The sequence below is a fragment of the Paenibacillus sp. GCM10027628 genome (assembly GCF_042676385.1).
GTDB lineage: Bacteria > Bacillota > Bacilli > Paenibacillales > NBRC-103111 > Paenibacillus_E.
On record NZ_JBHTHA010000052.1, the window covers coordinates 105538 to 128124 of the forward strand.

18 protein-coding genes and 1 pseudogene are annotated in these 22587 nt (G+C 47.4%); 4 read left to right on the forward strand and 15 right to left on the reverse strand.

Annotated features, from left to right (window positions below):
* Positions 1-49: 49 nt before the first annotated feature.
* A complete protein-coding gene (gene mutM, locus ACFQZT_RS31865; protein ID WP_379306918.1) occupies positions 50-910 on the reverse strand; it encodes a DNA-formamidopyrimidine glycosylase in 861 nt (286 codons plus the stop codon).
* A 314-nt stretch (positions 911-1224) separates the two neighbouring features.
* Positions 1225-3876 carry a DNA polymerase I gene (gene polA / locus ACFQZT_RS31870; RefSeq protein WP_379306920.1) on the reverse strand — a complete coding sequence of 884 codons (2652 nt, stop codon included), beginning with the start codon at positions 3874-3876 and terminating at the stop codon, positions 1225-1227.
* A 133-nt stretch (positions 3877-4009) separates the two neighbouring features.
* Here polA and ACFQZT_RS31875 point away from each other — a divergent pair, with 133 nt between their 5' ends.
* Positions 4010-4759 (forward strand): HAD family hydrolase, encoded by a 750-nt coding sequence (locus tag ACFQZT_RS31875; protein ID WP_379306922.1) that lies wholly within the window; start codon positions 4010-4012, stop codon positions 4757-4759.
* Positions 4760-4769: 10 nt separating this feature from the next.
* Here the strand turns inward: ACFQZT_RS31875 and ACFQZT_RS31880 are convergent, their stop codons facing one another.
* On the reverse strand, positions 4770-6512 hold the full coding sequence (locus ACFQZT_RS31880; protein WP_379306924.1) for a GGDEF domain-containing protein: 1743 nt from the start codon (positions 6510-6512) through the stop codon (positions 4770-4772).
* A gap of 244 nt (positions 6513-6756) precedes the next feature.
* Here ACFQZT_RS31880 and ACFQZT_RS31885 point away from each other — a divergent pair, with 244 nt between their 5' ends.
* Positions 6757-8343, forward strand: a complete 1587-nt coding sequence (locus tag ACFQZT_RS31885) for a response regulator (RefSeq protein ID WP_379306926.1) — start codon at positions 6757-6759, stop codon at positions 8341-8343.
* Here the strand turns inward: ACFQZT_RS31885 and ACFQZT_RS31890 are convergent.
* The 7 genes and pseudogenes from ACFQZT_RS31890 to ACFQZT_RS31920 all read right to left on the reverse strand — a co-directional run.
* Positions 8336-9571 (reverse strand): annotated as a pseudogene (locus ACFQZT_RS31890) (SulP family inorganic anion transporter); the annotation flags it as partial. The gene ACFQZT_RS31885 and the pseudogene ACFQZT_RS31890 overlap by 8 nt on opposite strands.
* A 116-nt stretch (positions 9572-9687) precedes the next feature.
* A complete protein-coding gene (locus ACFQZT_RS31895; RefSeq protein WP_379306928.1) occupies positions 9688-10014 on the reverse strand; it encodes an ArsR/SmtB family transcription factor in 327 nt (108 codons plus the stop codon).
* 314 nt (positions 10015-10328) lie between these two features.
* Positions 10329-10988, reverse strand: coding sequence for a phosphate signaling complex protein PhoU (gene phoU, locus ACFQZT_RS31900; protein WP_379306930.1), 660 nt, complete (start codon positions 10986-10988; stop codon positions 10329-10331).
* 23 nt (positions 10989-11011) lie between these two features.
* Complete coding sequence (gene pstB, locus ACFQZT_RS31905) at positions 11012-11773, reverse strand: phosphate ABC transporter ATP-binding protein PstB (RefSeq protein ID WP_379306932.1); 762 nt, start codon at positions 11771-11773, stop codon at positions 11012-11014.
* A gap of 2 nt (positions 11774-11775) precedes the next feature.
* Positions 11776-12633 carry a phosphate ABC transporter permease PstA gene (pstA, locus tag ACFQZT_RS31910; RefSeq protein ID WP_379306934.1) on the reverse strand — a complete coding sequence of 286 codons (858 nt, stop codon included), beginning with the start codon at positions 12631-12633 and terminating at the stop codon, positions 11776-11778.
* Positions 12630-13565: a phosphate ABC transporter permease subunit PstC gene (pstC, locus tag ACFQZT_RS31915; RefSeq protein WP_379306936.1), complete on the reverse strand. Its 936-nt coding sequence runs from the start codon at positions 13563-13565 to the stop codon at positions 12630-12632. Before pstC ends, pstA begins: the two co-directional genes overlap by 4 nt.
* Before the next feature lie 178 nt (positions 13566-13743).
* Positions 13744-14664, reverse strand: a complete 921-nt coding sequence (locus ACFQZT_RS31920; protein ID WP_379306938.1) for a phosphate ABC transporter substrate-binding protein — start codon at positions 14662-14664, stop codon at positions 13744-13746.
* Positions 14665-14946: 282 nt separating this feature from the next.
* On the opposite strand from ACFQZT_RS31920, the gene ACFQZT_RS31925 reads away from it, so the two are divergent.
* Complete coding sequence (locus tag ACFQZT_RS31925; RefSeq protein ID WP_379306940.1) at positions 14947-16887, forward strand: methyl-accepting chemotaxis protein; 1941 nt, start codon at positions 14947-14949, stop codon at positions 16885-16887.
* A gap of 223 nt (positions 16888-17110) precedes the next feature.
* Here ACFQZT_RS31925 and ACFQZT_RS31930 read toward each other — a convergent pair whose 3' ends face one another.
* The 3 genes from ACFQZT_RS31930 to motA form a co-directional block, all read right to left on the reverse strand.
* Positions 17111-17677, reverse strand: a complete 567-nt coding sequence (locus ACFQZT_RS31930; protein WP_379306942.1) for an MBL fold metallo-hydrolase — start codon at positions 17675-17677, stop codon at positions 17111-17113.
* A gap of 83 nt (positions 17678-17760) precedes the next feature.
* Positions 17761-18564: a flagellar motor protein MotB gene (motB, locus tag ACFQZT_RS31935; protein ID WP_379306944.1), complete on the reverse strand. Its 804-nt coding sequence runs from the start codon at positions 18562-18564 to the stop codon at positions 17761-17763.
* Positions 18561-19355, reverse strand: coding sequence for a flagellar motor stator protein MotA (gene motA, locus ACFQZT_RS31940; protein ID WP_379306946.1), 795 nt, complete (start codon positions 19353-19355; stop codon positions 18561-18563). Before motA ends, motB begins: the two co-directional genes overlap by 4 nt.
* 272 nt (positions 19356-19627) lie before the next feature.
* Between motA and ACFQZT_RS31945 the strand changes: the two genes are divergently transcribed.
* Entirely contained in the window at positions 19628-20485 is an 858-nt protein-coding gene (locus ACFQZT_RS31945; protein WP_379306948.1) for an aldo/keto reductase, read from the forward strand.
* A gap of 107 nt (positions 20486-20592) precedes the next feature.
* Here the strand turns inward: ACFQZT_RS31945 and ACFQZT_RS31950 are convergent, their stop codons facing one another.
* Complete coding sequence (locus ACFQZT_RS31950) at positions 20593-20856, reverse strand: HPr family phosphocarrier protein (RefSeq protein WP_379306950.1); 264 nt, start codon at positions 20854-20856, stop codon at positions 20593-20595.
* Positions 20857-20862: 6 nt separating this feature from the next.
* Positions 20863-22581 carry a phosphoenolpyruvate--protein phosphotransferase gene (ptsP, locus tag ACFQZT_RS31955; protein ID WP_379307029.1) on the reverse strand — a complete coding sequence of 573 codons (1719 nt, stop codon included), beginning with the start codon at positions 22579-22581 and terminating at the stop codon, positions 20863-20865.
* Positions 22582-22587: the final 6 nt, after the last annotated feature.

Genomic DNA, 22587 nt, shown 5'->3' on the forward strand with positions numbered 1-22587 from the left:
ACCTGGGCTTAGTACTCCATATCCTATGAGGAGGGCGGGCTTCGCGTGCCTACTTCTTGGATTTCTTCAGTACTCGCTTGCGTTTGAGCGGTTGGCATACAGGGCAAATATGTGTCCCTCTTCCGCCTACAACCGTCTTGTAGATCTGGCTTCCACATTTTTTGCAGGACTCGGATTGACGTCCATAGATGTTAAATTGATGTTGAAAGAGGCCGATTTCACCTTGACCGTTGACAAATGATTTAATCGAGGAGCCGCCGACTTCGACCGCTCCCCGGAGTGTGCGAACAATGGCTTCATGCAGAGCTTCAAGTTCTTTGCGCGTAAGCGATGAGGCTTCGCGTTCGGGATGAATGCCAGACAAAAAGAGGGACTCGTCTACATAAATATTCCCGATGCCGACGATATATTCTTGATTGAGCAGGAGCGGCTTTATCTTCGTCGAACGTTTCGCAATCCGCTCTTTGAACGCCTCGAACGTGAATGCTTCATCCAGTGGCTCCAAACCCAGCTTGTGCAAGGGAGGCTGCGTCAGTTCATCGCCTTTGGGAAACAAATGCATCGTTCCGAACTGCCGGACATCCTTGTACCGGAGTTCGGTGCCATCGGTGAACCGGAAGAGGACATGCGTATGGCGTTCCACCGGATCATCGCCTTGGTACAATCCGTACCGGCCTTCCATGCGCAAATGCGAGACCATCACATAGTCATCGAGCACAAAACGCAGGAATTTGCCCCTGCGCTCGATCGTTCGAATGGTCTGCCCTTGCAGCAGCACCTCGAAGAGATGAATATCATCCGGCTTCTGAATGATGCGGGGCAGTTTAACCTGCACATACTCAATGGTTTTGCCGGTGACGAGCATATTCAGGGTGCGCTTGACGGTTTCGACTTCAGGTAGTTCGGGCACCGGACATCACCTCTTGTGTTTTATTTGTGGATATTTAATTTCAATGAAAGTTTTAAAAGTCCGCTTTCAGAACCGAGAAGGTTGGACGAAATCCAGAGAACGAGGAACGGAGCGTAGTGGGGTACTACGTGAGTACCGCAGTTCCTGGATTTCGTTCAAGATTCGATGCCGAATAAGCATCCTGTGAAAACATCGTTATGAGATAAACCTATATCGAGGTCAATCAGAGACGAACGACCGCGTTTAGAGGTAGGTTTATTCGCCAATCAGACTATCGTCTGATGTGGACAAAGTGGTCTTATAAAACATCCTTATTATTTAGCGTCGTACCAGGTAAGGCCGTAGTCCACATCGGCACGAAGCGGAACGTCCAGCTTGAGCGCTGCGGCCATGACTTCAGGGACGATACGCTTCATCGTTTCGAGCTCCTCTTCAGGCACTTCGAAGACAAGTTCGTCATGTACTTGCAGCAGCATGCGGCTTTTTAGCTGCCCTTGCTTCAGGCGTTCAGCCATTTGCACCATGGCGAGCTTGATAATGTCCGCAGCCGTGCCTTGAATCGGCGTATTCATTGCTGTCCGCTCTGCGAACGAGCGCAGATTAAAGTTTGAAGCCGTAATTTCAGGCAGGTAACGGCGTCGCTGCAGGAGCGTCGTGACATACCCGTCTCTTCGAGCATCTTGGACGATATCATCCATATATTTGCGAACCCCTTGGAAGACGGCAAAATACTGCTCGATAAAGGCAGCGGCTTCCTTGCGGGTAATGTCCAAGTTCTGTGACAAGCCGTAGTCGCTAATGCCGTAAACGATACCGAAATTGACGGCCTTCGCTTGTCGACGCATGTTCGAGTCGACGTCGCTCTCGGCCACGCCAAAGACGTCCATTGCCGTCTTGGTATGAATGTCCATATTCTGAAGGAAAGCCTCCTTCAGCTTCTCATCCTGCGAGATGTGCGCCAGCACGCGAAGCTCGATCTGCGAGTAATCCGCGGCAAGAATGTACCATCCCGGCTCGGATGGAACGAACACTTTGCGGATCTTGCGGCCCTCCTCCAGACGGATCGGAATATTCTGGAGGTTCGGGTATTGGCTGCTGAGGCGGCCTGTGGCGGCGATCGTTTGACGGTAATAGGTATGCACCTTACCCGTCTCCGGCCGCACCTCTTTAAGCAGCCCTTCCACGTACGTCGACTGAAGCTTCGCCAATTGCCGGTAGTTCAGGATCTGCCCTACGACTTCGTGATAGGGCGCCAGCTTCTCCAGCACCTCGGCGTCCGTCGAGTAGCCGGTCTTGGTCTTCTTCCATGCGGGAAGACCCAGTTTCTCGAACAGAATCTCGCCGAGCTGCTTCGGCGAATTGATGTTGAATTCCAGACCCGCGAGGTCGTAGATGCGCGTCATGATGCTTTCGAGCTGCTTCGCAAGCTCGTCTCCGAACGCCTTGAGGTCGGCGGCGTCCACCTTGATGCCGCGCAGCTCCATCTCGGCGAGCACGCCGGCGAGCGGCAGCTCCAGCTCGTAGAAGAGGCGATGCATCTCGCCCTTCTCGAGCTCATCGCGCAGCACCGGGACGATGCGCGCGATCGAATGCGCTTTGCGGCCCAGGTGCTCGCTAAGCGCAGGCAGTTCCGGCAAGCGAAACTTCGCGCCCTTGCCGAAAACCTCTTCATCGGCCTTGATGCCCGGAAGGCCGTATTTGCTCGAAAGGCCGCTGAGCGTGAGATTCGATTCCGTCGGATCGAGCAGATAAGCAGCCAGCAGTACGTCGAAGTCCACACCGCGGAGGTGGACGCCATGCCAGGCCAGCGCCAGCTCCGCACGGTGCTGGTCGAACAGCTGCTTCTTCTTCGAAGCGTCGCTTAGCCAGTCACGGACTGGCGCACCCGCTTCGCTCATCAGCAGCTCAAACGGCATGTAGAGGCTCTTGCTCTCCGCATCCAAATATACGGCAATGCCGGCTATAACCGAATGATGCGGATTCTCTCCGATGATTTCTACGTGTATCGGCGCAGAATCCCCCATCGCGGAGAGCGACCTTTCTACACTGGAAGCCGTAACAATCTCAACTTCAAGGCTCTCTGTTTCCTCTTCGGCCGCAGCGCCTCCGGAGAAATCCATCTTTTCAAGCAGAGATTTGAACTCAAGCTTACGGAACATACCGGCTAAGGCTTGTCCGTCATAGCCATCGTAGCGGAATGAAGACCATTCGGTTTCCATAGGTACTTCACGGAAAATGGTCGCCAGCTCCTTGCTCATGATCGCATCTTGGGCATGTTCCTCGACTTTTTCCTTCATTTTGCCTTTCAAACTGGCCGAATTTGCGAGTACTTCCTCCACAGTGCCGAATTCATGAAGCATTTTGAGCGCTGTTTTTTCGCCTACACCCGGGATACCCGGGATGTTGTCCGACGTATCGCCCATCAAACCTTTCAGATCGATGATCTGGTTCGGGGTAAGTCCGTATTTTTCCTTAATTTCCTCAGGATTGTACCGCTCTACTTCCGTAATACCCTTACGCGTAATAGCTACGGTTACATGGTCGGAAGCCAGCTGCAGCATATCTTTGTCTCCGGAGACAAGCAGAACTTTCTCGCCTTTCTCGTCAGCGATTTTGGTGAGTGTCCCGATAATATCATCCGCTTCATATCCAGTCAGTTCAAACTGCGGAATTTGGAACGCTTTCAGCAGTTCCTTAATGAGCGGGAATTGTTCCGAAAGTTCTGGCGGCGTCTTCGCTCTCCCGCCTTTGTATTCGGTGTATTCTTTATGCCTGAATGTAATTTTGCCGGCGTCAAATGCGACCAAAAAGTGTGTCGGTTTCTCTTCTTCAATTAATTTGAGCAGCATGGTCGTAAATCCGTAAACCGCATTCGTATGCAATCCACTGGAATTGCTGAGCAGCGGTAAAGCATAAAAGGCTCTGTTGGCGATAGAATTACCATCAATAATAATGAGCTTATCCATAAGTGCGCACCCCGATTTTTCGCATACTCTCTTCATCATAGCATACGAAATAAAAATAAAAAAACGTATGCGCACATAAACATGTAAGGAAGCAAATAATCGGCTAAGCGGTCTTCAGAAGGAGGTTCTCCAAATGAGCCCTTTTTTTTCCCCGACACGCAAAAAAGTCATCTTTTTCGATATGAATAATACGATCCTGGATCGCAGACAGTGCTTTGATTCGGCATTTCTGGAAGTGATGAACGATTATACAGCGCGGTGGGAGCCGGACGATCAGAACTGGTCGTCGCAAGATGCGCTGCAAAGCTACAAGCTGGAATGGAGCCGTCACCGGAAAGCTCCCATTCGCAGTCCGATCTCTCCAGACGAACTGCGCCATGTTTGCTTGCGCAAAGCGCTGCAGCCATTTCCGGTTACCGTTAATCCGGCGTTTACCCGTTCATTTTTCGATCAAGTCGAGGAGCAGGAAGACAACTTCGTCGCTCTTTTCCCAGGCGTTGAAGATACGCTGGAGACCCTTTCGAAAACCTACAAACTTGCGATTATCAGTAACGGCAACAGGAAGCGGCTGCAGAGCAATCTGCAGAAATTGAGGCTCACGTCCTGGATCGACCAGGATCGTTTGTTCAGTTCGGAGAAGGATGGGCCGCGTAAGCCGCATCCGGCGATCTTTGAAGCGGCTATGAAGGCGATGGGCACCACAGCCAACCACAGCGTCATGGTCGGTAATTCGTGGCGCAACGACATTGTAGGAGCAACCTCATGCGGCATGGATGCCATATGGATACATCCGGGGAACATAAAGAAAATATCGGAACGGCGAATCGGCAAACAAAAAGTTGTCATCGTTCGTTCTTTTAAGCAGCTTCCTTACACATTTTAATTTGAGAAACTTATCCAATATTTTGAAAATAATAAATGCTTCCTTGATGAGCCTTCGCTTTCTTTTTCAACAGCGCCGCAGTCTGCGAAATTTGTTCAAGCGAAATGGGCGTTTCGCAGCTGCATACGACAAGCGAGAGCGACAGCGTAACGCCTTCACTTTGTACCGGATTACCGGTCCGGTCTCTGACAAAGTCCCACACTTCCCCCTCATAGAACATCTGCACGCCCTGATCAAAACGGCGAATCATTTCCTGACACAGCAGTTCCGGGGAGGAAGTGGCTGAGATCGCGATAAAATCGTCGCCGCCTACGTGTCCGACAAAATCATGCGGTGTCCCGCAAACGGCAATTGCCTGCTGCATGATATCCGCCGTATACTGAATCAACTGATCCCCTCTTTGAAAACCAAATCGGTCATTGAACCATTTAAAATAGTCCAGATCCGCATAAACCACATGAAATGGTTTATTTTCTAATAACCGCTTGTTTAGTTCCCTATTGATTTGCAGGTTTCCGGGCAGCCCGGTAAGCGGATTAGCGACCCGAGCCGACTCCATCCGCACATTCGTAATGCTTTCGAGTATCGTTCTAATGGAAGCAGAGCCTACCAATTTCCCCTTGCTTGTAATAATGACCAGATCATACAAACGGTGAATCGAACGGGAAGTGGCCATTTGAGATACCTGCTCAACCGCCATAAGCTCATCTACAATAAGAGGCGTATCATCCATAATGCTATCGATCGTCCGATTCCAGAATAAGGAGAACGCATACTGTCCAGTCAACTGTTGGAAAAAGCGGTCCCGCATCATAAGCCCGACCGGACTATCCCCGCTTACGATCACGACACCGACGGATTCCTGATTTTTTTTCAAATAATCGGCCACCTCGGAAATGACCGCTTTCCGGTCAAATACCTTCACAGGGGTTGCCAAATCCCCGATCATCCAGGTCATTCCGCTCCCTTCAACTTTACGGTGCTGCCATATAAGTGAGCGGTGGCTTTCCTCTACCTGGACCGGGCGCTCGGCAGGTCTCCCAAGCAAATAACCTTGCGCATAATGAACGCCAAGGCGTGACAGTTTAATCAACTCGTCCGTATGCTCGATTCCTTCTGCAATCAGTGAGATGTTCATTTTCTGCGCAAAGGTTACGAAAGTTTCCAGAATGTATTCCTTGACTTTATTCGTATGGATGCTTTCAATTAGCGAACGGTCGATTTTGATAAAATCCGGCTGGAGCTCGGCAATCGCTTGAAGGGACGAGTAGCCGGCTCCCGCATCGTCAATCGCAATCCGGTAGCCTTGCTTCCGGTAATGCTCCAGTATTTTTTTGGCCAGGGAAAAATCTTCGATCGAGCTTCGCTCCGTAATTTCGAATACGACATTGCTGGGACGAAGTCCATGCTTATGCAGAATTTCCAGCGTTTTACCGGGAACAAACTGCGGATCATATAACACTTGAGACGAAATATTGATAAAGAGAAGCTGCTGCGGATGTTCAAGAATCGAACCTTGAATCGCTTTCTCACGGGCAAGCTTCTCCAATATGTATAATTCCCCTTGCTGTTCAGCAAACTGGAACATTTCAAGCGGTGAATGAAAGATACTCCCCTTCGGCCCCCTCGTTAACGCTTCATATCCAAAGACATTCCCATCTTGTAAAGAAACAATAGGTTGATAGACCGAATAAATCGACTGCTGCTCAATGATTTCCTGAAACTGAGATATTGAATCTGACTGAACATCCATGGCTTGGCTATCATCCCTTTAAAGGCAGATTAAAAAGCCTGCTTGAGACTTTTTACCCACTCAAATTGTACTATATGCTTCTAGTACCTCTATCTTATCAAATCAAATAACAAGCTTTATTAACTTTATGTAAAATCAATGTAAAGAGTTGGCAAGAAAAAGAGGGAATTCGCTCTTTCTCCCGAAAAGTAAAACGTGGGATTGTCTAGGTGTGTGCTGAGGAATAGCACGGAAAGGAAATGAAATGGAACAACAAGTAAAAATCTTGGCGGTAGATGACCGTTATGAAAACTTGCTGGCTCTGAATAGCATACTTGCATCATCTCAATACGATATTGTTTCCCTGCAATCAGGAGAAGAAGTGCTGAAATACTTGCTAAAAGAATCGCCCGATCCTATTGCTGTGATCCTGATGGATGTGCAAATGCCTGGATTAAATGGATACGATACGGTCGAGCTAATTAAACAGAGGAAGTCTTGCCAGGATATTCCGATCATCTTCCTTACCGCACTTAGCACATCGATCGAGCATGTACTGAAAGGCTATCATGTAGGATCCATCGACTACTTGTTTAAACCCATACATCCGGATTTACTCAAAATGAAGGTGGATGCTTTTGTCAAACTGCATCGGTATCATCAGAAGATTAAATCACAGAGTGAACTTCTGCATATGCGTACGTTAGAACTGGAAGAAACGAATCAGAGATTGGCACAGGCGGATTCCCAGCTAAAGGAACAGAATCTGCTCCTCGAAAACTGGGTGGAAGAGCGAACCTCCGAATTGGTTGACGCCCATGAAAAGCTGATGAAATCTCAGGAGCATTTCAAGAAAATGTTTGTCTCTTCACCATGCCCTATGGCGATTCGCCGGATATCCGATCATACATATATTGAGGTCAATGAAAGTTGGAAACATTACACAGGATATGGGGATGAAATCATTGGTTCATCAGCGAATCTTATAAAGTCTGAGACCGGTGAAGATTTCCCCTTGAATCAAGTCGTACACAATTACAAAGTGAAATACGAAACCAAAACCAAAGAAATTCGCACAGCGCTGTTATCGACAGAAATTATCGATATTGAAGATGAGAAATGCTTATTGCAAGTCGCTATTGATATTACGGAAAATTTGCGGTATGAATCGGAGATGGCACGCCTTGCCCAGTTGAATCTGGTCGGGGAGATGGCCGCGGGCATTGCTCATGAGATACGCAATCCGATGACGACCATTCGCGGCTTTCTTCAATTATTCCGTGACGGTAACCGCAAGATGGAAAAGGAATATATCCATATCATGCTCGAGGAGCTCGACCGCGCCAACCACATCATAACCGAGTACTTATCTTTGGCGAAAAACAAGCGAACGCACCAACAAATGGAACACTTGAACCGTATCATTGAAACGCTTCAGCCCTTGATACAAGCGGAAGCCGTCATGTCAGGCAAACATGTTCATTTCCAGCTGGAAGATTGTCCCGAATTAAGTCTGGACGATAAAGAGATTCGACAATTAATTTTGAATATGTGCATGAATGGACTGGAAGCCATGGAAGCCGGATGCACGCTGACGGTGGAAACATTTCGGGAAGAAAGGCATGTTGTGCTTAAAATTTCCGACGAAGGTTCAGGGATTCATGAAGAGCACCTTGAAAAGCTGGGAAGACCGTTTTTTACGACCAAAGACCATGGCACCGGATTAGGATTAGCCATCTGCTACAGCATCGCGGCAAGGCATCATGCACCAATAGAAGTACAGTCCAGCAATAAAGGAACGACCTTTTTCATTCGTTTTGCCATTCCTACTCCAACCCTTTCGCTAGCTTAAAGCGCTTCCCCAAGTAAAAGCTTGCCGAAAGAATTAATCCGACGCCAACAGCGGTAGTTAGATCTGTCAGTACGGTCAAAATGAAAGTGACCAACAGAACTAACGATTCCGCTGTTTTTGTTTGCATCACATGAACAAACGCTCTACGTTCGCTCATATTCCATGCGACAACCATTAATACAGGCGCCATACTTGCAAGCGGAATAAGCGAAGCGTAAGGAGCAAAAAAGAACAAAACCAACAAAACAACAAGACCGTGCACGACTCCAGAAATCGGAGATACCGCACCATTCTTAATATTCGTTGCCGTTCTGGCAATAGCGCCGGTTGCCGGAATCCCTCCGAACAACGGGGAGATCATATTGGCAATTCCTTGCCCCATCAATTCCCGGTTGCTATGATGGGCGGTACCGCCCATTCGATCAGCTACCACAGCTGAGAGCAGGGATTCTATGCCACCTAACATCGCAATGACCAAGGCCGGTTTGATTAATAATTGCATGTTTGCAATGGATAGATCCGGGAAATGCAGGTTAGGCAAGCTATTGGGGATAGCGCCATAAGTAGAACCAATCGTCGCCACCTTATCGGGATAAAATAAAGTTGCAACGACAGTTGAAATGAATAGCCCGACCAGCGGGCCTGGAATTTTCGGCAGCCGTTTAGGCGTCCATATGATGAATGCCAAACAAATGACAGCGGTTAGAATGCTATACCCGTTTAATGTCGAAAAATGAATGCCAAGCTCTTTCATATTAGCTAGAAAACCTTCGTGTTTTTGCAGATCACGCAAACCGAGGAAATTGGCGATTTGACCTGAAAATATCGTAACGGCAATGCCTGCTGTGAACCCAATCGTCACTGGCCGCGGTATATATTTGATCATCCTCCCCAGTTTGCATAAGCCCATCACAAACAGGATAAACCCGGCCATAAAACCAGCGATTAGCAGCTTTTCGTAGCCATACTGCAGCACAATGGCGAACAAAATGGGTACGAACGCTCCAGTTGGGCCGCCAATTTGGAATTTGGAGCCCCCGAATACGGATATAAGAATCCCGGCAACAATCGTAGTGAATAATCCATATTCAGGTTTTACGCCCGATGCAATAGCAAATGCCATTCCTAATGGAATGGCGACAATGCCGACAATTACGCCTGAAATCAAATCTTTCTGTAATGATTTCATATGATACCCTTGAAACCGGCCGCTGAATGAAAATTTCATATGTTACCTCACTTGGATAAATATCTGATTATTTGAATATATGTAAAATCATATATTCATATGACATTAACGTCAACAAAAAAAGACATCTCGGATATGTAAACCCGAAATGTCCTTTATTCATTATTCATTTTTTCCAACAAAGAAATTGCATTGATCAAATGGTTATCAAAAATCTGTTTAGCCACTTTCAGCAAGTCTTTAATTAAAGGATCTCTTAATGAATAGATGACTGAAGTTCCATCTTTCGTCCCTACAACCACATTTTTATGTCTTAGAATGGCAAGTTGTTGGGAAACCGCAGAGCCTTCGCTCCCCAGAATCGTCTGAATTTCGTTCACATTTTTGTCGCCTTCCGATAAGATTTCAAGAATCCGAATTCTTAATGGATGTGCTAATGCTTTGAAAAAATCAGCTTTAAACTGCTGAACTTCATGATACATCCTGTTCTCTCCTAATGTTTGAAGTTTTGAATATATAATATCACATTCCGGCCAAGCATGCTTTAATCAATCAACCTCTTTGCATGGAACAAATGGAAATTGGATTTGGGGGCCGACAGATAACAACTTCTCGTCTAAAGGAATAAAAAACATCGTTATTGGCATGATTTCATATCCCCTTCGTGTCTCCAACGATGTAATAAATCTTTATAGCCTCGGAAAGCGTCCCAAACGACACTCAGGAAGACGTGTCAAAAAAAGGGCTACCCCGAAGTCATACGAATGACAATCAGGATAGCCCCTTAATAATTCAACTAAACGTTCAAATCTTTCCGTTTACCGGTGACCATATAAATGACGCCTTCGCCGATATTGGTTGCATGATCGGCTACACGCTCCAGGTAATGGGCTACCAGCAGCAGATGTGTCAGTTGGCGATTCTTGATGTATTCCGCACTCATCAAGCCCATTAATTCTTGCATCACTGTGCTGTACAGCTTGTCTACGCGATCGTCCTTCTCAGCCAGCGCAGCCGCGCGATGCACATCACGCTCGGTGTAAGACTCTAAGCTCTCCTGCAACATTTCAATTGCGATTTCCGCCATTTGCGGAATGACTTCCAGCGGTTTCACCAATTCTTCTCCGGCGAAGCGGATGGTGATCTTGGCAATATCCACGGCGTGATCGGCTATGCGTTCCAAATCCGTAGCAATTTTCAGCGCTGTGCCGATAATCCGCAAATCGCTGGCCATCGGCTGCTGCAGTGCAATTAATCGCAAAGACAGCTCATCGATTCGGGTCAAATAATCGTCGATAACGTCATCGTTTTTGATCACCTGCGTTGCGGCCTTCTCATCCAGCTTGGCCAATGATTCTACAGCTGAGCGAACCAAATTTTGCGCGCTTTCTCCCATATCGAGCAATTCTTTTTGCAATAAAGACAATGATTGATGAAACCCCGGTCTTGCGTCCATTTAGTTTCGTCCCTCCCGCTGATTTAGCCGAATCTTCCTGTGATGTAGTCTTCTGTGCGTTGATCATTCGGATTTGTAAAGATTTTGTCCGTTTTATCGGTCTCGACCAGATAGCCATTAAGGAAGAACGACGTCATATCCGAGATCCGTGCTGCTTGCTGCATGTTGTGCGTCACAATAATGATGGTGTATTTCTCTTTGAGCGTCTGCGTCAGCTCTTCGACTTTCAGTGTCGAGATCGGATCCAGCGCCGAGGTAGGCTCATCCATGAGCAGCACATCCGGCTCGACTGCTAGCAAGCGTGCGATGCATAGGCGCTGCTGTTGTCCTCCTGACAGACCGAGTGCGGATTTGTGCAGGCGATCCTTCACTTCATCCCACAAAGCGGCTTGGACCAAGCTGCGTTCCACGATTTCATCCAGAACAGCCTTCTTCTTCGTTCCGTGAATACGCGGGCCGTAAGCAATATTGTCGTAGATGCTCATCGGGAACGGATTCGGTCTTTGGAACACCATACCTACCCGTTTGCGGAGTGAGACGACATCGGATTCGGAGCCGTAAATGTTGTGCCCGTCCACCGCGACATTGCCCGTAATACGGACGCTGTCGATCAAATCATTCATCCGGTTGAGCGTACGCAGAAATGTCGATTTCCCACAGCCGGAAGGACCAATTAAAGCTGCGATCGTCCCTTCTTCGATGGCTAATTCAATGTCGTGAAGCGCATGATTTTCTCCATAATATAAATTCAATTTGTCCGCTTTAATTTTATGCTTCGTTGCCATGTTTATTTCCCCCCGGACAGTCTTTTTTGTAAAATACGGCTTGGTATGCCTACAAGTAAATTGAAGATCAGAACAACGATCAGAAGCAGCGCGGCGCTGCCTTTAGCGATGTCTTTAGCGTCCGGCACCAACGCCTCCGCGCCGACATACCAGAGATGAACGGATAACGTCTCACCCATCTTAAGAGGGTTAAAATCCGGGAAGAATCGGGAAACCGATAACCCCGCCGTATAAATCAGAATGGCGGACTCGCCTAATGCGCGGCCGGCAATCAAGGTAATCCCTGTAATCAAATTCGGCAAAGCAGCTGGAATGAGCACCTTGCGAATCGCTTGCCATTTGGTGGAGCCCAATGCCAAACTTGCTTCCCAGTAGGATTCCGGAACGGTACGAATCGCTTCTTCCGTTACACGTACCATGACCGGCAAGTTAAGCAAAGCTACCGTTGCCGCTCCCCCTATGATCGAAAATTTTAATCCTAATAGATTTGCGAAAAGCAAGAAACCGAATAGACCGAATACGATCGAAGGTACGGAAGACAAAGCTTCCACTGAAATACGCACTAAATCGGTGAACCAGTTCTTTTGGGCATAGACAGCCAAATAAATACCTGCACACACACCGATCGGTATGGAAATTAGCAAGGACAAGAAGAGAACATAGAAAGAATTAAAGAGCTGCGGGCCTACGCCCCCGCCGGCCTTGATTTCCTCAGGCTTGCCGAATATAAAATGCCAAGATAAATGCGGGATGCCTTCGCCTAAGATTCGAATCAGAAACCAGGCCAGAATTAAAATAATGACAATACCGGAAGCCCAAAAGTAAATGGTGGCCAAACGATCCGTTGTTTTGCTGTTCATTTGAGTTCACTCCTTTTGGCCACGATGCGAATGATCAGAATTAAAGCAAGCGAGATTACAAGCAGCAGCAATGCCATTAAGTACAGTGCATTGTTCCACGTTGTTCCGTAATTCGTATTTCCCATATCTTTAACAATAGCTGTTGTTAAAACAGTCGTTGAATCGAGCAAAGATTTCGGCATTTGCGGCGAGTTCCCGATTACCATGAATACGGCCATCGTCTCTCCGATCGCGCGCCCCATACCCAGGATAATGCCCGTTAAAATGCCCGGTCTAGCCGCGGGGAGCAATACGCGCCACATCGTCTGCCATCTTGTCGCACCAAGCGCCAGTGAAGCTTCCTCCAGACGCCCTGGCAATGAACGAATTGCATCCTCTGAAATGGAGAGAATAGTCGGTAGAATCATAATTGCCAATATGATTGCTGCCGGCAAAATTCCATATCCAATACCGCCTGTCAATTTGCCAAGCGCAGGTACGATGACGGTCATCCCGATCAAACCATATACGACAGATGGAATACCGACGAACAGATCCGTCGCTGGACGTAAGATTTCGCGCATCCATTTCGGCGCTATTTTGGCCATAAACAATGCGCCGGACAAGGCTAATGGCACGGATAACACAACCGAAAATAGTGTCAGCAAGAGCGTGCTATATAAAAAAGGAAGGGCTCCGAATTTACCTGAACCTGGCGTCCAATCCGTTGAAAAGAAAAATTCTAAAGGACTGACTCCTTGAAACGTTTTGATCCCCTGCATACCAACAAAAACAATGATCGAGAAAATGATGATCGACACGAGCGCCGCACTTCCGACAAATACCCATTTCATCAAGCTATCCTGTCTATGCTGATCTCGAGTCCACTTCGTAATCATCGGACGACTCTTCTCCTTTACCGAACTTGTTAGCTTGTTTGCTACCGAATTCAATGGGAAATCCCCCTTCTATTAAATACACAATACTTTAATAATAGGTCATGATTGTAAATGGATCGTCAATGAATTGTTAAGGGAATGTAAAAATTTCAGCCTATTTTCGACAAAAATCCCCCATATAAACATAAAAATAGAGCGCTGCACGGATGCAACGCTCTGGTTGGTAAGCTATTTATTTAGCACCTAACAAGTCTGCTGGTAAGAATTTCAGATCGCGAACTTGTTTGCTTTGGAATTCTTTGCTTTTGATGTATTCGATGAACGCTTTAGCTGGATCTTTTGCTTCACCTTTTGTATACATGCGCTCGATACCAAACAATTTATAAGTGCCGTTTTTGATATTGTCTTCGGAGAATGCTACACCATCGATTTTCAATGCTTTAACTGTATCGTCGATGTAAGGAGTATCTACATAACCAATGGAGCTGGATTGACCGGCAACCGCTGTTTTCATAGCACCGCTGTTTTCTTGTGTAATACCGTCTTTCGTGAAGTCTTTGTTATCAAGAATGATTTGTTGAACCAATTTACGGGAACCGGAGCTGTCTGGACGGTGAACAAGTACGATTTTCGCGTCTTTACCGCCAACATCTTTCCAGTTCGTAATTTTACCCATGTAAATGTCAGCTGCTTGTTGCTTAGTCAGGTTGTCAATTGTTACATCTTTATTGACGATTAACGCGAATGGAGCAACAGCTACGAAGTTTTCTTTCAAACCTTTATCTTTATATTCGTCACCAGGCGCTACGTCGGAGTTACCGATATCGGAAGTGCCGTCAGCAACGTTTTTAATACCTGTACCGGATCCGCCTGCTGTAACGTTGATCGTTACTTTCGGGTTTTTATCCATAAACTCAGTTGCCGCTTGTTTGACTAAAGGAAGAAGTGCGCTGGAACCGGAAGCTGTAACAGTACCGGAAAGTTCTGTTTTTGGTGCATCGCTTGGTTTAGCAGATGCAGCCGCGCTTGCAGCAGGTGTTGCAGAAGCAGCATTTTTAGTTTCTGTTTTGGCGCCGCAACCAGCCAATGCCCCCATCATTAATACCGCGGAAAGTGTAAGTGTGATCCCTTTTTTCGACATGAACTTAAACATAGTTAGCATGTCCTCCTTGTAATTTTATCTTTCATGGTGTTAGTTGCGATTTTCATTTTTGTCGTCGAACTAACTTCCTAATACATCGTAATCCTTGAATGTAAAATCCAATCCCGCGAAACGTAAACGTAATGTAAAACTTTTTTTCGGGACTATTCTCCCACAGGGTTTTGGATAAATTTACATTTTATTAACAAAACTCGATGCTTTAGTTAATAGAAGCGGCCTATATTAAATAAGAAATAAGTCGATTCTTGTCTTTAGAAATCGGAGGGAATGACAATGAGGAAGATGAAAATCATTATGACTATGCGTTTCAAATTAATGGCCAGCTTTAGCGGAGTTCTTTTAATTTTCCTTGCAGTTGCCTTCTTTAATCTTTATCAGGTCAATCAGATTAAACAGCATATGAACGACCAGAATGATAAAGTGAAGCTGAAAGTCATGGCTCTCGAACTTAAAGAAAAGGTGCAGGAGCTGAATATCATCGCTTCAGGATTGGAGATATCCAAAAAGCCGGAATATATTTTGAGATATAACAAAGAAAAAGAGCCTTTCAAAGAAATGATCAAAAATATCGGCGATACTGCATCTTCACCGGAACAGCTACAATGGAGAAGCCAACTGATTCTTGCCTCCGTCGATTACATAAGTAACTTTGAATCTGCAGCCCAGATGGTGCAAGGTAACGGAACGAGTCCGAAGGATCTCGAATTGAATCTTCTTTATTTATATAACGAATCACAGGATCTGAAAGATAAGATATTTGGTCTTGTGGACAAGTTTTATGTAACTTATGCGCAATCCGCCGATCAAGCCGTCAGCAGCTCAACGAATGAGCTGGACAGGACCAGTCAGGTGATGCTAACAGCGTCCGCGATCGTTTTGATCGTTACGACGGTTATTGCGTTCCTAATCACGCGGTCGTTTACACGTCCTATCAAACGTTTGCAAAAGGCCGTTGCACTTATTGCTGCAGGAGATTTGACGCATACGATTAATTCCAAGTCCAAGGACGAGCTGGGAACGCTGAGCGACAGCTTCGATCATATGATCGTACAGGTCCGTCAGATGCTGAGTGCTACGCTGCAGATCGCTTCCTCCCTGTCCGAGCATTCACATGCCTTCCACCGTTTGTCGCAGCACACCGCTGCGGCTAACACGGACATCTTGAAGGCGATTCACGAAATCTCGTCCGGCGCGGACGAGCAAGCGATGAAATCAGAGCAAAGCTCGCTCATCATCGCGGAGCTTGAAGCGGAGATCCGTGACATTACCGCATTCACGAATCTTATGATGCGGGCCAGTAGCGAGGCTGCCGCGGGTACGCAGCAAGGCACGGATTCGGTTCGGGCGCTGAAAGTTTCGTCCGAACAATCGCAAGCGGTGCTGCATAAAGTCGATGCAGCCATGAAGACGCTAGCCGACAGCTCGAAGCAAATCGGCGCCATCGTTCATTCGATCACGGAGATTTCGACGCAGACGAACGTGCTGGCCTTGAACGCCGCGATCGAAGCGGCAAGAGCAGGCGTGCACGGCCGGGGCTTCTCCGTGATTGCGGAAGAAGTTCGTCAGCTGTCGCAGCAGACGAACGATTCGTCGAAGACGATTAGCAGCATCATTCAGTCGCTGCAAAAACAAATTCAAGAGCTGACGAGCTCCCTGCTTGAAGCTCGGGAGTCCACGGTGACGCAAAACCGCCGCGTTGTCGATACGCTCGGATCCTTTGAGGCAATTGAGAATTCGATGCAGGGCATCCAATCGCAGATTGAACAGATTCATCTAAAGATCGAGCATGCTCGCTCGAAGAATGATAACCTGGTTGACTCCGTTCAATTCGTAGCCGCCATTGCGCAAGAAACAGCTGCTGGCGTTGAAGAAGTGAATTCGACGTCGATTCAGCAGGATGCCTCGATCCGCCGGATCGCCGAAGCGTCTGACGATATTCTTGAACTGGCTCAGCAGTTATTCGCAGAAATCAGCAAATTCCAGATTGAAGAGACCCAAGTTACGGAGCAAAATGAAGTAGAACAGTTATATGTTAATACCCCTTCATTAGAAGAAATGACGGAAAACGTCGATCATGGGGAAACCACGAATCTTCCTGAGCCTGAAGAACAGTTGGAGCCGCTAAAGTCAACCGAAACCTCAACCGACAGTAATGAGCATGAACAAAAAGCAGAGATACAAGAACGCGAACCCGTACTCGCTGGCAAATCATAATCAGGAGAACTTACAGAGAAAAACCGTCTGGGGCTATCCGAGACCACTGAAAAAGTCCTGGCGTCATTTTCAAAGATGCAAAAAAGACCGTTTTTAGCCTATGAGATGGCTTTAACGGTCTTTTCGTCGTTTTCCTATATGGCATCTGCCCAATTCAAATCAGTAACGATGTAAAACAGCCCCTCTCACTTCCGCACCCGAAACAAGAGGGGCTTTTATTTTATTAGTGTACGAATCTTCCTGCCTCCGGAATCGCCATCTCCTCGAAATGCGCGGCCAACTCACTCAAATTTTGTGTCAACTCCTCGCCGCCGTCACGAGGCAGCGCCTTAATTCGATCCCCTAGATCAATACCATGATTGGGAAACAGCGGAGAAAGCTCGCTAACGAGACCGCCATCTACGGTAGAATCTCCTTTGGGGTAATCCTTTTTCCCTGTTAAATAAGGGATTTCAAGCTCATGCGCATATACGGAAACGTCCCATCGCTCCAACAAGTCTTCTATTGCTCCGACATGATCAAAATGACCATGGGTTAAGATGATAGAGGTAGGCTTATTATTGGGACCAAAACGCTCCTCGGCTTCCCGAATAATGCGCGCAGCGGTTCCAGGCATGCCCGCATCAACTAATACCCACTCCTTCTTCTCCCTATGGGTTTCGCCAACGAAACAAAGATTGACGATCTGGTCGCAATAGCAGGAGATGTCCACAGTCACTTCATGCCCCTCACCACTCGATAGAGTCGTTAGCGGGATAAACGTATCTTTGTAAGATGCATTCAAATCCATTTATCGTTCCCTCCAAGCCTGAGGTGTATGAAAAAAAGCCAAGAGCCGAAGGCTCTTGACCTCTATGATTCACTAGTATTCCTTTATTTTGCAATCTCATCCGTTGCTTTAAGGTTGCGCAAAATGCTGACCTCGACGCGGCGGTTTTTGGCTCTGCCATCTGTTGTATCGTTGCTCGCTATTGGGCGATATTCGCCAAATCCTACGGAATGGTAGGAAGCCGGATCAATTTTGCTGTTATTCAGCAATATTTTCATAAAATTCACTGCCCGCTTTGCGCTCAAGTCCCAGTTGGTTTCAAAATCTTGTCTGTGGATGGGGATATTATCGGTGTGCCCGGCAACTTCTACTTGATATCCCGGGTAACGGCTTAGCAGGTCAGCCATGGACACGGCCAAGGTCTGGGCTTCTTGTTTTACCGTTGCCGATCCGGAATCGAAGAGCGCCCGGTCACTGATCGTAATCGTTAACTTCTCGTTATCCAATTTCGTTGTCAGCTGTTCACTTAAGTGATTCTCTTTGATGAATGCATCCATGCTCTTCTTTAATTCCTCGAGATCCTTTTCTTCCTTCTGCAGCTTTGCAGCAAGTTGACTGTCCTGTTTGCCATCCGATTTCGGGGGATTTTGCTCTTTACCGTTGTTTTTCGTAGCATTTGCGTCTTGATTAATCGGAATCAGGTTGGACATGGAGAAGGGCGCTTCTCCTCCCGTGAAGGCATTATTCAAAGAATGCATAATGGAGTCATATTTTTTGGAATCCAACTGACTGGAAGCAAACAGGATGATAAAAAGAGCAAGAAGCAGCGTAAGCAAGTCCGCATAGGGAATGAGCCAGGTTTCGTCAATGTGTTCTTCATGATCCTCATGCTTCTTTTTCTTGCTCACTGTGGCGTGGCCTCCTTGGTTTCTTCTTCATAGGCCGCACGTTCCGAGTTGGCGACAAAGATCATCATTTTCTGCTTGACGGAGTTGGCGGATACGCCAGACTGAATCGAAAGCAAGCCTTCTACGATCATCAGCTTGATCTCTACTTCTTTCTTCGACTTCTGCTTTAATTTATTAGCGCAAGGGTGACAAATCACATAGCCGAGAAAAATACCGAACAAGGTGGCAACGAAAGCCGCTGAAATCAAGTGCCCCAGTTTCTCAACTTCGCTCAGATTCCCTAAGGCAGCAATCAAGCCTACTACTGCACCAAGTACCCCTAGCGTCGGGGCATATGTACCCGCTTGGGTGAAAATAGTTGCATATTTCTTATGTCTGGCTTCCATTTCGGAGATATCTTCAAGCAGCACGTCCCGAACGAAATCGGGATCGTTCCCGTCAATAATTAGCCGCATACCGCTTTTCATAAAAGGATCCGAAAGTTCTTCCGCTTGGGTTTCCAAAGAAAGCAATCCTTCACGTCGTGTAATCGATACCCAATTGATGAACGTTTCGATCAGTTCTTTTTTGGGCATCAGCTTTTGTTCGGTGAAAATAATTTTAACAAGTGTAGGAATCTTCTTCATTTCTTCAAGTGAAAATGCTATAAATAAGGCCGCTGCCGTTCCTCCGAAAATAATTAACATTGCCGCAGGATTCAGGAGTGCGGCTAAGCTTGCTCCTTTCAAAACCATCCCTACACCAATCGCAACAAACGCTAGGACGATACCAATAAGTGATGACTTCTCCATCTTCCTACACCCCTCTAAATAATCTGAAAAAACTCACGCCATCTCCGAAATTCCGACAAAATCTCTATGTGTGCACCTATAATAATAAATTTACTTACTATAAATGACAACAATTATTTGTCGAAAATATAGTTCTTTGGACTCATACAAACAGGAGTATGGAATCCTTGTCTTACATCTTTTATACTTGAAGCAGCAGAATCCCTTCTTAAATCGATATCATCAATACGAATTTTAAAAATTGGCAACTCTAAACTCGAGGAGTGATTCATTTGGAAAAACGAGATTTCGGCCGTACAGGTCAACGATTCCCGATTTTGAGCTTTGGCGCCCAGCGCATCGTCGATGAGCATAACTGCTCAGAAGCGGAAGCCATCCAGATTGTGAACCGGGCGATCGATGAGGGTATCACCTATTTCGATACCGCTCCAAGCTACTCGGATGGGCAATCCGAAGAACGGCTCGGCAAAGCGCTTCAAGGCCGCAGAAGTGAGGTTTGGATCGCGACGAAGACGCATGACCGGACTAGAGACGGCTCCTTGAAGCTGCTCGAAGCCAGCCTTAAAAGGCTGCAAACGGATCATGTCGAGGAATGGCGTCTGCACAACATCATGACAATGGACGAGCTTGATCGCTGCTTCGCCAAAGGCGGCGCGCTGGAAGCGCTGCTTGAAGCCAAGGAGCAGGGGCTGATTAAACACATCAGTATCAGCGGGCACACGAATCCGCGCGTCCAACTGGAGGCAATTGAGCGCTATCCGTTCGACAGCGCTTTGGTTGCTTTGTCGGCAGCCGATCATTTCGTCTACAGCTTCGCGCATGAATTCCTGCCTAAAGCCAATGAGAAAGGTGTGGCTATAATTGGCATGAAGGTCATGGCACTTGGCAAGCTGGTTCCTTGGTACGAGAAGGCGCTGCAGTATACGTTCTCATTACCGATATCCACAGCGATCGTCGGCATGGAATCCATGCAGCAGTTGGAGCAAAATCTGTCCATCGCAAAAAACTTCAAACCGATGAACGATGTAGAGCAGCTTGAATTTTTCAAAGAAATTGTCCATCTGGCAAATCCGGATGTTCTGCGCTGGAAAGCCAGCGAATGGATGTCCGGCGAGTGGTACGTCCGTTAGTCCTGTAATACGATTGTGTCGACATGGAAAAAGCCAGCAGATTTACACGCCTTCCTCATGGAAAGCAACGTAAACTGCTGGCTTTTTTCAATAGCATTGGATGTTTACTATTCTTCGAAAATTTTCGTCAACAGCTCACCTAGAGACTTTAGAGCCTGCTCCTCTTGCTCTCCATCCACTTCCAGCGTCACTTCCTCATTTTGCTGGATGCCCAGCGTCAGCATGCTGAGCGAGCTTTTGCCGTTCACTTTCTTTCCGCCTTTGATCACATGAATCTTGCAAGGAAAGGCGCTTGCCGCCTGCACGAACACTTTAGTCGGACGCGCGTGAAAGCCGGATGGATTTAGCACTGTATAAGTTTGAGTTAACATATCAGGTCACTCCTCTATCTTTTGTTTAACGAACTCTTGGATGCTTGACTGGCTGCTCATCGAGAGCGCTTGCTCCGCGTAACCGGCCCATTTTTGCCGGGATAACCCTTTAATTAAAGCGCGGGCGGGTAAAATCGAGCTGGCGCTCATGCTGAACTCATGGAGTCCCATGCCGAGGAGAAGCGGAATCGCGGTTTCCTCTCCGGCCATTTCGCCGCACATGCCTACCCATTTCCCTTGTTTCACCGCAGCTTGGATGACCATGCGGATCAGCCGCAAAATCGAAGGATGGCATGGTTGATACAAATAGGAGACATTCTCGTTCATCCGATCCGCCGCCATCGTATACTGAATGAGATCGTTCGTGCCGATGCTGAAGAAATCGGCTTCTTCCGCCAGGAAGTCCGCAGCAAGCGCCGCAGCAGGCACCTCGATCATGATGCCGACTTCGATGGTATCGGCAACGGCAATGCCTTCCTGAACGAGCTTCGCTTTCTCTTCTTGAAGCAGGCGTTTCGCTTCTCTCAGCTCTTCCATTACTGCAATCATCGGAAACATGATCTTTAGCTGACCATAGCTGCTCGCTCGGAGCAATGCCCGAAGCTGTGTCCGAAAAAGTTCCTGTTTATCCAAACACAACCGGACGGCGCGCAAGCCAAGAAACGGATTGCTCTCTACAGGAAGCTTCATATACGGCAGCTCCTTATCGCCGCCGATGTCCAGCGTACGAATGACGACCGGTTTGTTATTCATTCGTTCCAGGACGTGCTTATATACCTGAAACTGCTCTTCCTCGCCAGGGAGTGTGCTTCGCCCCATATATAGGAACTCAGTCCGGAATAAACCGATGCCTTCGGCCCCATTAGCGAGCACTTTCTGCAAATCTTCTACGCTGCCGATGTTGGCTGCTAATTCTACGCGATGGCCATCCTGCGATATCGTCGGTTGATCCATCAGCTTGCGCAGCTCCAACCTGCGCTCATCATAAGCCGCTTTGCGAGCCTGATACGCTTCCAGTTCCGCTTCGGAGGGATCGATAATCACCGTGCCTTCAACGGCATCCAGAATAATCATCGCTCCTGCTTCGATATCTGCAGCGGCAGTACCCACTCCAACTATGGCAGGCACTTCAAGAGAACGGGCCATAATTGCCGAATGGGAAGTACGTGAACCGATCTCGGTTAAGAAGCCGAGTACATAATCAAGATTGAGCTGGGCCGTATCCGAAGGCGTCAGATCCTCGGCAATCAGCACACAAGGCTCATGAATCGCCGATACCGCAGCGTAGGATACACCGCGTAACTTGCTCATAATTCTGCCGGAGACATCGCGGACATCGGAGGCGCGTTCCCGAAGAAGCTCGTTGTCCATCGAGCTTAACACTTCAATGAAGTTATTCGCCACTTCGTGAAGCGCATACTCCGCATTAATGCTGTCGTTCTCAATATTCTCGATGATCGCATCGATCAAATCAGGATCCTCCAGCAGCATCAAGTGCGCTTCGAAAATTTCCGCCTTCGCCGCACCCATCCGCTGTTCGGTCAACGCTCTGATCCCTTCGAGATCCTCTCCCGCTTCCTTCACCGCTTGGCGGAATCGAGCCGTTTCTATTTGAACGTCTGCCACCTTCTCCAGAGTGGGCACGTATTGTGCGTTATTCAATCGATAAGCTTTGGCAATGGCAATACCGGGGGATGCGGCAATACCGGAAAGTTGTTTCGACATCATTTT

Bases quoted from the DNA above. Each gene is read 5' to 3' on its own strand.
- pstB (WP_379306932.1), bottom strand. From the start codon at position 11,773: ATGGCAACGAAGCATAAAATTAAAGCGGACAAATTGAATTTATATTAT.
- ACFQZT_RS31950 (WP_379306950.1), bottom strand. From the start codon at position 20,856: ATGTTAACTCAAACTTATACAGTGCTAAATCCATCCGGCTTTCACGCG.
- ACFQZT_RS31925 (WP_379306940.1), top strand. From the start codon at position 14,947: ATGAGGAAGATGAAAATCATTATGACTATGCGTTTCAAATTAATGGCC.
- ptsP (WP_379307029.1), bottom strand. From the start codon at position 22,581: ATGTCGAAACAACTTTCCGGTATTGCCGCATCCCCCGGTATTGCCATT.
- pstA (WP_379306934.1), bottom strand. From the start codon at position 12,633: ATGAACAGCAAAACAACGGATCGTTTGGCCACCATTTACTTTTGGGCT.
- phoU (WP_379306930.1), bottom strand. From the start codon at position 10,988: ATGGACGCAAGACCGGGGTTTCATCAATCATTGTCTTTATTGCAAAAA.
- ACFQZT_RS31920 (WP_379306938.1), bottom strand. From the start codon at position 14,664: ATGTTTAAGTTCATGTCGAAAAAAGGGATCACACTTACACTTTCCGCG.
- ACFQZT_RS31885 (WP_379306926.1), top strand. From the start codon at position 6,757: ATGGAACAACAAGTAAAAATCTTGGCGGTAGATGACCGTTATGAAAAC.
- ACFQZT_RS31875 (WP_379306922.1), top strand. From the start codon at position 4,010: ATGAGCCCTTTTTTTTCCCCGACACGCAAAAAAGTCATCTTTTTCGAT.
- ACFQZT_RS31895 (WP_379306928.1), bottom strand. From the start codon at position 10,014: ATGTATCATGAAGTTCAGCAGTTTAAAGCTGATTTTTTCAAAGCATTA.
- polA (WP_379306920.1), bottom strand. From the start codon at position 3,876: ATGGATAAGCTCATTATTATTGATGGTAATTCTATCGCCAACAGAGCC.
- motA (WP_379306946.1), bottom strand. From the start codon at position 19,355: ATGGAGAAGTCATCACTTATTGGTATCGTCCTAGCGTTTGTTGCGATT.
- ACFQZT_RS31930 (WP_379306942.1), bottom strand. From the start codon at position 17,677: ATGGATTTGAATGCATCTTACAAAGATACGTTTATCCCGCTAACGACT.
- ACFQZT_RS31880 (WP_379306924.1), bottom strand. From the start codon at position 6,512: ATGGATGTTCAGTCAGATTCAATATCTCAGTTTCAGGAAATCATTGAG.